General features: G+C 61.8%; 12 protein-coding genes. 8 read left to right on the top strand and 4 right to left on the bottom strand.

The window, feature by feature from the left end:
• Positions 1–24 precede the first annotated feature (24 nt).
• Positions 25–1167 carry a glycerate kinase gene (locus GTP46_RS05010; RefSeq protein ID WP_161005529.1) on the bottom strand — a complete coding sequence of 381 codons (1143 nt, stop codon included), beginning with the start codon at positions 1165–1167 and terminating at the stop codon, positions 25–27.
• Between the two features lie 9 nt (positions 1168–1176).
• Complete coding sequence (locus tag GTP46_RS05005) at positions 1177–2502, bottom strand: MFS transporter (protein WP_161005528.1); 1326 nt, start codon at positions 2500–2502, stop codon at positions 1177–1179.
• A gap of 130 nt (positions 2503–2632) precedes the next feature.
• Here GTP46_RS05005 and GTP46_RS05000 point away from each other — a divergent pair, with 130 nt between their 5' ends.
• The 3 genes from GTP46_RS05000 (at position 2633) to bcaP (ending at position 5545) form a co-directional block, all read left to right on the top strand.
• Positions 2633–3763, top strand: coding sequence for a sugar diacid recognition domain-containing protein (locus GTP46_RS05000; protein WP_161005527.1), 1131 nt, complete (start codon positions 2633–2635; stop codon positions 3761–3763).
• A 66-nt stretch (positions 3764–3829) separates the two neighbouring features.
• On the top strand, positions 3830–4006 hold the full coding sequence (locus GTP46_RS04995) for a hypothetical protein (RefSeq protein WP_161005526.1): 177 nt from the start codon (positions 3830–3832) through the stop codon (positions 4004–4006).
• Between the two features lie 150 nt (positions 4007–4156).
• On the top strand, positions 4157–5545 hold the full coding sequence (gene bcaP / locus GTP46_RS04990) for a branched-chain amino acid transporter BcaP (protein ID WP_161005525.1): 1389 nt from the start codon (positions 4157–4159) through the stop codon (positions 5543–5545).
• A gap of 9 nt (positions 5546–5554) precedes the next feature.
• Here bcaP and GTP46_RS04985 read toward each other — a convergent pair whose 3' ends face one another.
• Positions 5555–6514: a GlxA family transcriptional regulator gene (locus GTP46_RS04985; protein WP_161005524.1), complete on the bottom strand. Its 960-nt coding sequence runs from the start codon at positions 6512–6514 to the stop codon at positions 5555–5557.
• A 132-nt stretch (positions 6515–6646) separates the two neighbouring features.
• Between GTP46_RS04985 and GTP46_RS04980 the strand changes: the two genes are divergently transcribed.
• Positions 6647–7165 carry a thioesterase family protein gene (locus GTP46_RS04980; protein ID WP_202414151.1) on the top strand — a complete coding sequence of 173 codons (519 nt, stop codon included), beginning with the start codon at positions 6647–6649 and terminating at the stop codon, positions 7163–7165.
• On the opposite strand, the gene GTP46_RS04975 is transcribed toward GTP46_RS04980, so the two are convergent.
• Positions 7162–7611 (bottom strand): MarR family winged helix-turn-helix transcriptional regulator, encoded by a 450-nt coding sequence (locus GTP46_RS04975; RefSeq protein ID WP_161005522.1) that lies wholly within the window; start codon positions 7609–7611, stop codon positions 7162–7164. The genes GTP46_RS04980 and GTP46_RS04975 overlap by 4 nt on opposite strands.
• Positions 7612–7702: 91 nt before the next feature.
• Between GTP46_RS04975 and GTP46_RS04970 the strand changes: the two genes are divergently transcribed.
• The 4 genes from GTP46_RS04970 to GTP46_RS04955 are packed head-to-tail and all read left to right on the top strand — an operon-like array spanning position 7703 to position 13056.
• On the top strand, positions 7703–8536 hold the full coding sequence (locus GTP46_RS04970; protein ID WP_161005521.1) for a p-hydroxycinnamoyl CoA hydratase/lyase: 834 nt from the start codon (positions 7703–7705) through the stop codon (positions 8534–8536).
• Between the two features lie 30 nt (positions 8537–8566).
• Entirely contained in the window at positions 8567–10012 is a 1446-nt protein-coding gene (locus GTP46_RS04965; RefSeq protein WP_161005520.1) for an aldehyde dehydrogenase, read from the top strand.
• 9 nt (positions 10013–10021) lie between these two features.
• Positions 10022–11866, top strand: a complete 1845-nt coding sequence (locus tag GTP46_RS04960) for a feruloyl-CoA synthase (protein ID WP_161005519.1) — start codon at positions 10022–10024, stop codon at positions 11864–11866.
• 20 nt (positions 11867–11886) lie between these two features.
• Positions 11887–13056, top strand: coding sequence for an ABC transporter substrate-binding protein (locus tag GTP46_RS04955; protein ID WP_161005518.1), 1170 nt, complete (start codon positions 11887–11889; stop codon positions 13054–13056).

Here is a 13056-nt window from a genome sequence, read left to right as displayed (position 1 = left end):
CTTTGCCGCTCGCCGCAAACGCAGCTAAGAGAGCTGGGCTCCGAGACGCAGCGTGGCCGCGATATTACGCGCCGCGCTGCGCACGTTGAGTGCTGCATTAGCCAACGCTTCCTCCACCGTGCACGGACGGCTGACGGCAGCGAACACCGCGTCGATGCCGTGATCATGCACTACCGCCGCGCCGCTCGCCAATGAGCCGGCGATAGCGATGACAGGCTTGCCGTGGCGCTGCGCCACCCGCGCCACGCCAATCGGCGTTTTGCCGTGGATGGTCTGGCCGTCGATGCGGCCCTCGCCGGTGATGACCAGATCCGCATCCGCCACCGCCGCATCCAGGCCGACAGCGGCAGTCACAATCTCGCTACCCGGCCGCAGGCTCCCACCGAGGAATACCATCATGCCGGCGCCGATGCCGCCACCTGCACCCGCACCCGGCACGTCGGCCACGTCGAGGCCAAGGTCGCGCGTGATGATCGCCGCATAGTGGCGCAAGTTGTCGTCCAGCTGCGCCACCATCTCCGGCGTTGCGCCTTTCTGCGGGCCGAAAATGGCCGAAGCGCCTTGCAGTCCCACTAGCGGATTACTCACATCGCAGGCCACATCGAACACGCAGTCCTTGATGCGCGCATCGAGTTCGGACAAGTCGATGCGGTCCAATTTCGCCAGCGCGCCGCCGCCGACCGCGAGGTCCTCGCCGCCGGCATCGAGCAAGCGGCCGCCCAGCGCCTGCAGCATGCCCGCACCACCGTCGTTGGTGGCGCTGCCGCCGATGCCCAGCACGAAGCGGCGCGCGCCCGCGTTCAACGCGTGGCGTATCAATTCACCGGTGCCGTAACTGGTGGTCCGCAGCGGATTGCGCTGCGCCGGCGTGACCAATTCCAGCCCGCTGGCGGCAGCCATCTCGATCACCGCTGTGTGGCCGTCGCCCATCAAGCCGTAGAACGCGGCCACCGGTTCGCCCAGCGGGCCAGTCACCTTCAAGGCCACCAGCTTGCCGCCGCTGGCGTCGATCATGGCTTGCACCGTGCCCTCGCCGCCATCGGCGACCGGCAGTTTGCAATACTCGGCATCGGGGAAAATCTCGCGGAAGCCGGCCTCGATCTCGTTGGCGACGGCCATCGCCGTCAAGCTTTCCTTGAACGAATCGGGCGCTATGACTATCTTCATCGGCAGCTCTTAACGGTTGACCAGACGCGCAGGAATGCGCAAGACCAGTATCGCACCAAGCAGCAGCACGCTGGACAAAATATACAGCGCCATATCGGTGCTCTGGGTCGCATCCTTGATCCAGCCGACCAGGAAGGGACTGACGAAACCGGCGATCTGGCCCAGCGAATTAATCAACGCCAGGCCGCCCGCCGCTGCAGCGCTGCCAAGGAAGGCCGCAGGCAAAGACCAGAACTGCGCCAGCGCAGCCAATGCACCCATGGTCGCCATGCTCAAGCCGATCATCACGATCAGCGCATTGCTGGAGAAGTTGGCCGCCATCAGCAGGCCGATAAGACCCATCACCATCGGCAGCGACACGTGGAAGCGGCGTTCGCGGTGCTTGTCGGCCGAACGGCCGGCCCACACCATGAACACGGCCGCCAGCAAGTAAGGGATGGCGCTCAGCCAGCCAACTGTCACCGGATTCTGGAAGCCCAGCGATTTGATAATCGACGGCAGCCAGAAGTTAATCGCATACACGCCCATCTGAATGCAGAAGTAGATCACGCCCAGCATCCACAAGCTGCCGTTGCGCAGCACGGCACTGAAGGACTGGCCGACATTGCTGGTAGCGGCACGCTGTTGCTCGTCGCTGGCCAGTGCGGCCTGCATGGCGGCTTTCTCCTCGCTGCTCAGCCACTTGGCTTGCGTGATGCCGTCGTTGAGATAGAAGTAGACGCCCACGCCCAGCAGCACGGTCGGCACGCCCTGCAGCAAGAACAGCCACTGCCAGCCCGCCATGCCGCCCTGGCCAGTCGAAAAGTGTGACAGCATCCAGCCGGACAACGGGCCGCCGATCAAACCAGAAATCGGAATCGCCGACATAAACAGCGCCATCACCTGGCCGCGTTTCTGGGTCGGGAACCAGTGCGTAAAGTACAGCACCATGCCAGGGAAGAAGCCCGCTTCCGCCACGCCCGTAAAGAAGCGCAGCACGTAGAACGAGGTTGGGGAATTCACGAACAGCATGCACGCCGACAGTCCGCCCCAAGCGACCATCATCACCGAAATCCAGCGCCGCGCGCCGATCTTATGCAGAATCAGGTTACTCGGCACGCCGCTCAGCACATAGCCGATGAAGAAAATGCCGGCGCCAAGGCCGTACACGGTATTGCTCAACTTGAGCGCATCCAGCATCTCCAGCTTCGCAAAGCCGACGTTGACGCGGTCCAGGTAATTGAACAGGTAGCAGACAAAAATGAACGGGATCAGGTGCCAGCTGGCTTTTTTATATGCGCCGTCGAGGATGGGCGCGGGCGGCCAGGCCTGTGCCGTGGTGGTGGATGTGCTCATGCAGGTCTCCAGTGTATTTTTAATGATACGGCGATTATCTGGAATCGATCACAAAAAAGCATTGGCCACACGCCCGAATTTTGCGGCCAGCTACGCCATTTTCTTGTGCAAATGCCCTAAAATAGCCCGCATGGACATTCTAAGCACGGCGCTGGCGCAGGACATTGTCACGCGCACCATGCGCATCATTCCCTACAACGTCAACGTCATGGATGCCAACGGCAGCATTATCGCGAGCGGCAACCAGGCCCGCATCGGCGAGTTGCATGCTGGCGCGCTACTGGCACTGGCCAAACGGTTGACGGTGGAAATCGACGACGCCAGCGCGCGCAACCTGCACGGCGCCCAGCCGGGCATCAATTTACCGCTGACGGTGCACGGACAATTGTGCGGTGCAGTAGGCCTGAGCGGCGCACCGGCCGAAGTCCGCCAGTTCGGCGAACTGGTACGCCTCACCGCCGAGATGATCCTCGAACAGGCGCAGTTGGCGGGCGAGCTGCAACGCGATTCGCGCTACCGCGAAGCCTTCGTCCTTAACCTGATCAATGGCGAACATGCCAATCCCGCCGACCTGACTGCATGGGCGCACCGTCTCGGCGTGCAGTTCGACCGCATGCACGCGGTCTACCTGCTGGAACTTGATGAAGCAGACGATGGCGCTGGCCTGCATGCGCTGCAACTACGGCTGCAATCACGCCTGCCCTCGCTCCTGACGGCGGCAGCAGGCGAGCGCGAACTGGCCATGCTCGACTTCTTCGATGCGCCCGGTCCCGGCCACAAGAAACAATTGCACACGCTGTCCAACGTGCTGCGCGAACTGTATCCACAGCCGCACCGCCTGACCATGGGTATCGCGCTGCAAGGCATGGAAGCTGTGGCCACTTCGTGGCACAGCGCCCGCACTGCGGCACGCATCGGCCGCATGCGCCATCCGCGCCGCCACCAATACAGTTACTACGACCACATGCTGCCTGTACTGCTCTCTGGCCTGAACACCGGCTGGCAAGGAGCGCAGCTGCGCGCCCCCATTGAAAAGCTAGGCAAGAACAAGGAACTGCTGCAGCGCACACTGGAAGCATGGTTCGCCCACGACGGCCATCCGGCCGCCACCGCAAACGCGCTGCATATCCACCGCAACACGCTGGACTACCGCCTGCGTCGCATCGGCGAGGTCACAGGCCTGGATCTGGCGCGGCTTGAGGACCGCTTCCTGCTGTACGTCTCGTCGCTGCTAACTATCGACAAAACGAATACCAGCTAGTGATATAAACCATTCGTGCACGGATGCCGGGCGGTCTAACATGAATCCATAACAAAGGAGACACCCATGGCCATCCTCAAAACCGCACTGTGCGCCGCCGTCCTCGCCTCGCCGCTGGCAGCCCCCGTCGTCGACTGGGTCGTGGAGCGTATTGCTCCGGCAGCCGACCAAATCCTGTTCGCCCAGGCCTTTGTGCCGCCGCCGATTGACCTCGGCAAACTGGGACAAGCCTTCCGACACTAAAAAGAAACATCCTCCGGCAGTCACCGGCTTTTTTCGGTGATTAATCGGCATCATTGGCGCCACCATATTGTATTATTTGCGGTCGCCCGACTTTTAAGCCCACAAGGCGCCGTCGGGAATCACGATAACCACAATAAAATTGGAGCCATTTTGAGCATTTTTAGAACTAAGAATCTGGATGACATGATCGCATCCGCCCAGAAGCCGGGCGGGCTGGCGAAAGTGCTCGGTCCAATGGACCTGGTCTTGATGGGCATAGGCGCTATCGTCGGCACGGGTATCTTTGTGCTGACCGGTACCGGCGCAGTGACGGCTGGCCCTGCGCTGACGCTGTCCTTCGTGATCGCCGCCATCGCCTGCGGTTTCGCTGCGCTGTGCTACGCTGAATTTGCCTCCACCGTGCCGGTGGCTGGCTCCATTTATACCTATTCCTATGCCACGCTGGGCGAACTGGCCGCGTGGATGATCGGCTGGGACCTGCTGCTGGAATATGGCCTTGCCACTTCCGCAGTGTCGGTCGGCTGGTCCGGTTACTTCCAATCGCTGTTGGCAGGTTTCGACATCCACCTGCCGGTGGCACTGACGGCCGCTCCCGGCGCCATCCCTGGCGTTAGCACCATCATCAACCTGCCGGCGCTGTGCATCATGCTGCTGCTGACCGCGATGCTGAGTATCGGCGTACGTGAATCGGCCCGTATGAACAACATCATGGTGGTCATCAAGATCGGCGTGGTACTGCTGTTTATCGTCGTCGGCGCGCGCCACGTCACCCCGGCCAACTGGCAGCCATTCATGCCGTACGGTATGCAGGGTACCCTGAGCGCCGCAGCACTGGTGTTCTTCGCCTTCATCGGTTTCGACGCTGTCACTTCGGCGGCGGAAGAAGTGAAACGTCCGGAACGCGACCTGCCGATCGGTATCATTGGTTCGCTGGCTGTGTGCACCGTGTTGTATGTGATCGTCTCGGCCATCATGACCGGCATCGTACCGTTCAAGGAATTCCTTGGCATCGACCACCCGGTGACGCTGGCACTGCAAAAAGCCGGTGAGAACTGGTTCGCCGGCTTCGTCGACCTGGGCGCGATCCTGGGCATGACCACCGTGATCCTGGTGATGGCCTTCGGCCAGACCCGTATCATCTACGCCATGTCGCGCGACGGCCTGCTGCCGAAACGCCTGTCGGAAGTGCACCCCCGTTTCCACACCCCGTTCTTCGCCACCTGGCTGGTTGGTATTGTGTTCGGCATCCTGGCCGCGCTGGTGCCGTTGAACGTGCTGAATGAGCTGGTGAACATCGGTACGCTGGCGGCATTCAGCCTGGTGTCGATCGCGATTGTCATCCTGCGCAAAACCCGCCCTGACCTGAAGCGCGCGTTCCGCTGCCCAGGCGTGCCGGTAATTCCTGCGCTGGCCGTGATCTTCTGCGTCACGCTGATGGCTTACCTGAGCTGGTTCACCTGGGTCGCCTTCGGCATCTGGCTGGCCATCGGCCTGGTGATCTACTTCACCTATGCGCGTAAGAACTCCGCGCTGAACTAAGCCTTCCTCTTATGCTGCCTGCGGCTGGAACTTCTTCCGGTACGACGCAGGCAGCAGTCCCACCCGCTGCTGGAACAAACGGCGGAACGAATTACTGTCCTCATATCCCACTTTGAAGGTAATGCTGTCGAGGCTCATGCGGGTTGACTCCAGCAGGTGCTTGGCTTTCTCCAGCCGCAGTGTTTGCAGATAAGCCAGCGGTGTGTAGCCGGTCGCCTCCTTGAAACGGCGCGCGAAGTTGCGGGCGCCGTAGCCAAAGCGCTGCGCCAGTTCGTCGATCGACAGCGGCTCAGCATAGTGCTCTTCCAGCCAGTTCTGCACGCGCAGGATGCCGTCATCGCCATGACTCTTCGGCATGGACCACATCACATATACCGACTGCTCGCTGCGGGCGTTATCGATCAGCAGGTAGTGGCTGCACTTCTGCGCCAGGTCCAGTGAGCCGTAACGGCGTATCAGGTGCAGCAGCAGATCCATCGCCGCACTGGCGCCGCCGCTGGTAAGGAAGCGGTTGTCCTCGCACAGCGTCTCGCGTTCATCCATGCGCACATCGGGATAGCGTTTGCGGAACAGGTCCGCGAAGGCCCAATGCGTGGTGGCGCGCGCGCCGGATAGCAAACCGGTTTCCGCCAACAGGAAAGTGGCGGTGCACATGGTCGCCAGCACCGCACCTTGCGCGTGCTGCTTGCGCAGCCAATCGGCGTAACGGTCAAAGCCGGGCAAGGCTTCGCGCAGCGTGAAGAGGAATCCGGGTATTAGCACCAAATCGGTATGCTTGATCTGGTCCAGCGCCACTTCCGGCTGTAAAGTCTGGCCGCGCAGGGTACTAACCGGCTTCCCGTCCAGCGACGCCGTCACCACGTCGAAGATGGTTTCGCCGGCAAACAGGTTGGCAGCGGTGAGCAGTTCCAGCGCCGTGGTGGCGCTGGAGGCTGAGCATTGGTCGGCAAAGAGTAAGGTGAGGTGCATGGCAACGAGGTTGGCAAAAGTCGCATGAAAAAAGTCATTTCTGCACCTACCTTACCAGAACCGCCTCGCCTATAGTGGTGGCTACCCTCTACTTACCTGTACACCATGAATCTTTGGATCCGACTGATATGGATGCTGTTGAAGCGTCCGTGGCGACAGTCCGCCGACCCGTTTTCCATCACCGTGATCCGCATGGGCGTATGGCCGCATGACCTGGACTTGAACCGCCACGTTACCAATGGCCGCTATTTCACAATGGCCGACATCGGCCGCATGGACTACGTGCTGAAGACCGGCGCCTTCCGCACCGCGCTGCGCCTCAAGGCCGTGCCCATCGTCGGCGACGCATGGGGCAAATTCCGCCGCGAGCTGAAACTGTTCGAGACGTTTGAAATCCACACCCGCATGTTGGGCTGGGATGACAAGTGGAGCTTCCTCGAACACCGTTTCGTCAAGGATGGCCGTACCGCCGGCGTGGTGATCATGCGCGGCGTGTTCCGCGCGCCTAAAGGCACGGTGCCGCCGGCTGTACTGATCAAAGACCTCGGCCTGCCGGAACAATCGCCGGCCATGCCGGACTGGCTGACTGCATGGTCGGCCAGATGCGACGGCATGAGCGCGCAGCTGCGCCACGAAGAAGCCAAGAACTAAAGTCCTTCCACACTGAGCGCGCGCACTGCCCCCTTCAACTGGGCCAGCAGCAGTGCGCGTTCCTCCTCGCTGGTGTCCGGGAACATCAGCATCTCCACTTCACGCACTTTCGGATCGCATTCAAGCAGGATGGTCTGGCCTTCTTCGGTCAGCTGGATCTGGATGATGCGGCCGTGCGCCGGATCCGGCGAGCGCTCGATCCAGCCTTTGCTCTCCATCGCCTTCACCATCTCGTTGGCCGACTGCGGCGTGGTCATGATGCGCACCGCCAGCTGCGCATTCGACAGCGAACCATGGGCACGGAATACCGACAGCGCTGTGTACTGCGGCACCGTCAGTCCGGCCGGGGCCACGCAATCGCGCAGCCGCTTGTTCAAAATGTGATCCAGACGCCCCACCAGATACGCCAGTCCCGCCGGCCGATTATCGGAATGTGCTTTAACCATAAAAATTCATCTTGTAAAACGTAGAAGGTGGGTATAGTATAAGTTACATATCAGGTAGCCTGATAATAAACTTACACACAGGAGATATTGTATGTCCAAATACGCAGGCCGATGGGAAACCGTGAAGGTGGATATTGAAAACAGCATCGGCTGGATTACCCTCAACCGTCCGGAAAAGCGCAACGCCATGAGCCCAACGCTCAACCGCGAGATGATCGACGTGCTGGAAACGCTGGAACTGGACGAGGAAGCGCAAGTGATCGTGCTGACCGGCGCCGGCGACAGCTGGACCGCCGGCATGGACCTGAAAGAATACTTCCGCGAGAACGACGGCAAGCCTGAGATTTTCCAGGAACGCCTGCGCCGCGATTGCTCGCAATGGCAGTGGAAGCTGCTGCGCATGTACTCCAAACCGACTATCGCCATGGTCAACGGCTGGTGCTTCGGCGGGGCGTTCTCGCCGCTGGTGGCCTGCGACCTCGCCATCGCGGCCGATGAAGCGGTGTTCGGCCTTTCGGAAATCAACTGGGGCATCCCGCCCGGTAACCTGGTCAGCAAAGCCGTCGCCGATACGATGGGCCATCGCCAGGCGCTCCACTACATCATGACCGGCGACACCTTCACCGGCCAGGAAGCCGCTGCCATGGGCCTCGTCAACAAGAGCGTGCCGCGCGCCGAACTGCGCGACCACGTGCTGGCGCTGGCCGGCAAGCTGCTGGAGAAATCGCCTACGGTACTGCGCATCGCCAAGAACGGTTTCAAGCGCTGCCGCGAACTGAATTGGGACCAGAACGAGGACTACCTGTACGCCAAGGTTGACCAGTCCAACTACCGCGATCCGGAAAAGGGCCGGGCCCAAGGCCTCAAGCAGTTCCTGGACGATAAAACCATCAAGCCAGGCCTGCAAACCTACAAACGCGGTTAAACCCTACAATAAAACAAAGAGGAGACAACCATGTTTAATACCGATTTGCTGATCGGCGGCGCCACCGCCGCCGCGCACAACGGCGCCGTGTTCGAGCGCCGCAACCCGGCCAACGGCGAAGTCGCCAGCCGCGCTGCGGCAGCCTCGCTGGAAGATGTGGACCGCGCCGTGCAGGCAGCGCAAGCAGCCTTCCCTGCGTGGTCCGCCATGCTGCCGGGCGCACGCCGCGCATTGCTGCTCAAGGCCGCCGACGCAATGGAAGCACGCCGCGCAGAATTCGTCGAACGCGGCATCGCTGAAGCAGGCGGCGCACCGGTGTGGTATCAGTTCAATGTAACGCTGGCTGCCAATATGCTGCGCGAAGCCGCCGCCATGACCACCCAGATCAGCGGCGAAGTAATTCCGTCCGACGTACCGGGCTCGCTGGCGATGGGCGTGCGCCAGGCTTGCGGCGTAGTGGTCGGCATCGCGCCATGGAATGCGCCGGTCATCCTCGGCACCCGCGCACTGGCCATGCCGCTCGCTTGCGGCAATACTGTGATCCTGAAAGCGTCGGAGCTGTGCCCTGCCCTGCATCGCCTGATCGGCAGCGTGTTTGAAGATGCAGGCTTCCCGGCCGGCGTGGTCAACGTCATTACCAACGCACCGCAGGATGCGCCGAAAGTGGTGGAGCGTCTGATCGCTGCGCCGGCGGTCCGCCGCGTTAACTTCACTGGTTCCACCAATGTGGGCCGCATCATCGCCCAGCATTGCGCCACGCATCTGAAACCGGTGCTGCTGGAATTGGGCGGCAAGAATCCTATCGTGATACTGGACGACGCCGATATCGACGCTGCCGTTGAAGGCGCGGCCTTCAGCGCCTTCTTCAACCAGGGCCAAATCTGCATGTCGGCCGACCGCATCATCGTCGACAACAAGATCGCCGACGCCTTCCTCGACAAATTCGCGGCCAAGACCAGCAAGCTGAAAGCAGCCCACGCCGATGCGCCGCTCACCGGCATGATCGACAGCGCCGCAGCCCAGCGAGTAAGCGCCATGCTGCGTGACGCTCAGGAACGCGGCGCGCGCGTGCTGCAATCTACCTCCGAGGTACAGGGAAACCTGATGCAGCCCGCCATCGTCGATGGCGTGACGCCGGAGATGCAGGTCTACCAGCAGGAATCGTTCGGCCCCATCGTCTCCATCCTGCGCTTCGACACGGAAGAAGAAGCGCTGCGCCTCGCCAACGACAGCGAATACGGCCTGTCATCCGCAGTGTTCAGCCGCGACATCGGCCGCGCAATGGCAGTCGCCAAGCGCATCGAGTCCGGCATCTGCCACATCAACGGTCCGACCGTACATGATGAGGCGCAGATGCCATTCGGCGGCGTAAAGCACAGCGGCCAGGGACGCTTTGGCGGCAAGGCGGCGATTGCGGAGTTCACGGAGCTGCGCTGGATCACGATCCAGACCACGCCGCGTCACTACCCGATCTAAGGAGGCCGCATGAACCAAGCAAGGACTGCGGCACAGCGCCCGGTCAAGCTGGGCAACCCGGAAATCGCGGTCTACCAGGAGGACGGCTTATGGCATGTGGACGCCATCACACCGCTGGGCGATTTCCCGCCGCGCTTTACCGACCGGCTGGAATCCGGCGCCGCTGTGCATCCCGAACGCACGCTGGTCGCACGACGCGGTGTGGATGGCGAATGGATACGGCTGTCCTACGCCGAAGTGCTGGACCGCGCACGCCGCATCGGCCAATCGCTGCTGGATCGCGGTTTGTCGGCAGAACGCCCGCTGCTCATCATGTCCGGCAACGACCTCGAACACTTCCAGCTGGCGCTGGGCGCGATGTATGCGAGCATACCGTACGCGCCGGTGTCGCCATCGTACTCGCTGGTGGCAACGGACTACGGCAAACTGGCGGAACTGGTAACGCAGCTGACGCCAGGCGCATTGTACGCATCCGATGGCGCAGCCTTCGCCAAGGCCATCGCCGCCGCGATGCCGGCCGACGCGGAACTGATCCTGGCGCACGGCGAGGTAGCAGGCCACCGTGCCACCCGCTTCAACGCGCTACTGGACGTGGCGCCATCGAGCGTGGAAGCCGCGCATGCGAACGTGAACGCGCAAACCATCGCCAAATTCCTGTTCACCTCCGGCTCAACCAAGAAGCCCAAGGCCGTCATCACCACCCACGGCATGTTGTGCAGTAACCAGCAGATGCTGCTGCAGACCTTTCCCTTCATGGGCGAACAGCCGCCGGTGCTGGTGGACTGGCTGCCGTGGAATCACACTTTCGGCGGCAGCCATAACGTCGGCATCGTTTTGTACAACGGCGGTACCCTGTACATCGACGACGGCAAGCCGACGCCGCGCGACTTCGCCGCCACGCTGCGCAACCTCGCCGAAATCGCGCCGACCATGTACTTCAACATCCCAAAGGGATTTGAAATGCTGACCGACGCCATGAAGACCGACCAGCAGCTCAGCGCCACCTTCTTCTCCCGCGTCAAGCTGTTCTTGTGCGCCGGCGCAGGTCTGTCGCAGGCGGCGTGGGACAGGCTCGATGCAGCGGCCATCGCCGAAACTGGCGAGTCGGTCCGCATCATGACGGGTTTGGGCATGACCGAGACTTCGCCTTCCTGCACCTTCGGCACCGGCGACATCATCAAGGCCGGATACGTAGGCGTGCCGGCGCCGGGGTGCAAGGTAAAGCTGGTGCCTTCGGGTGACAAGCTGGAAGCGCGCTTCCATGGGCCGCACGTCACGCCGGGTTACTGGCGCGCACCAGACCTGACGGCGGCGGCCTTCGACAGTGACGGCTACTACTGCACCGGCGACGCGCTACGCTTTATCGATCCTGAACGGCGCGAACTTGGCTTCATGTTCGACGGCCGCATCGCCGAAGACTTCAAGCTCAGTACCGGCACCTTCGTCAGCGTCGGTCCGCTGCGGGCGCGTGTCATCAGCGCGGCGGCTCCGTATGTGATGGATGCGGTGGTGACGGGCATCGACCGTAACGCCATCGGCCTGCTGGTGTTCCCGCGCATGGAGCACTGCCTGCCGCTGTCCGGATTGGGCACCGCCGCCAGCGTCGAAAAAGTGCTGGCCAGCGCACCGGTGCGCGACAGCTTCCAAAGCCTGTTGAATCGCCTGAACGCGGACGCCAGCGGTTCATCCATGCGCATTGACCGCCTGCTGCTGCAAGCGGAGCCACCGTCGATCGATCATCGCGAGCTGACCGACAAAGGCTCCATCAACCAGGCGGCGGTGCTCACGCGCCGCGCGGCCATCGTTGCATCGCTTTATGAAGGTACTGATCCAAACGTCATCATCGCTGCATAAAACAAAACAACGGAGACACAATGAAACTGAAAAAACTCGCATGCGCCGGCATCGCAGTAGGCATGGCTTGGGCCGGCGGCATGGCGCAAGCACAGGATACCATCCGTATCGGCGTCATCGCCGCGCTGACTGGGCCATTCGCCAACACCGGCAAGCCGTTTGAAGACGGCATCAAGACCTATATGCAGCAATACGGCGACAAGGTCGCGGGCAAGAAGATTGAAGTGATCTATCGCGACGATGGCGGCTCCAACGCCGACTTGTCCAAACGCGCAGCACAGGAATTGATCACGCGCGAAAAAGTCAGCTTCCTGATCGGCTTCTCGCTGACGCCTAGCGCGCTGGCGGTAGCGCCGATTGCCACGCAGGCCAAGATCCCGATGATCGTGATGAACGCCGTCACCACCGGCATCACCGCCAAATCGCCTTACATGCTGCGCACCAGCATGACCATGCAGCAGTTGACCGAGCCTTTCGGCACCTGGAGCGCGGCCAACAAGGTGGGCAAGGTGTACACGCTGGTGAGCGACTACAGCACCGGCATCGATGCCGAAGCGCGTTTCGCCAAAGGTTTCACGGCGGGCGGCGGCAAGGTAGTCGGCGCTTCGCGCGTACCGCTGGCGAATCCAGATTACTCGCCATTCATACAGCGCATCAAGGATGAAAAGCCGGACGCCCTCTTCTTCTTCGCACCCGGTGCGGAAGACGGCATCGGCGTGCTGAAAGCCTTTAGCGACAAGGGCCTGGACAAAGCTGGCGTCAAGTTCCTCGGTGTCGGCGACATGACCAGCGATTCGCCGACGCTGGAAGCACTGGGCGACCGCGCGCTGGGCGCCATCACGGTGCTGAACTATTCGACGGCGCTGGACAACGCGGCCAACAAAGCCTTCCTGGCCGCCTACGCCAACGCGCTGCCGAAAGCACCGCCGCCGACCTTCGTCACCGTGGTCGCCTACGACACGATGGGCATGATCTACGAAACCATCCGCAAGCTGAATGGCACGGTCACCGGCGACAAGGCGGTGCAAGTGCTGTCTAACATGAAGTGGGACAGCCCGCGCGGCCCAATCAGCATCGACCCGGCCTCGCGCGACATTGTGCAGAACATGTACATCCGCGAAGTCAAGAAAATCAATGGCAAACTGGTGAACCAGCCAGTTGGCGTCCTCAAAGACGTCATGCCGAACTGA

The organism is Duganella flavida, from assembly GCF_009857445.1.
In the GTDB taxonomy this organism is placed as follows: Bacteria; Pseudomonadota; Gammaproteobacteria; order Burkholderiales; family Burkholderiaceae_D; genus Rugamonas; species Rugamonas flavida.
This window is presented reverse-complemented; position numbering and strand designations above follow the sequence as displayed.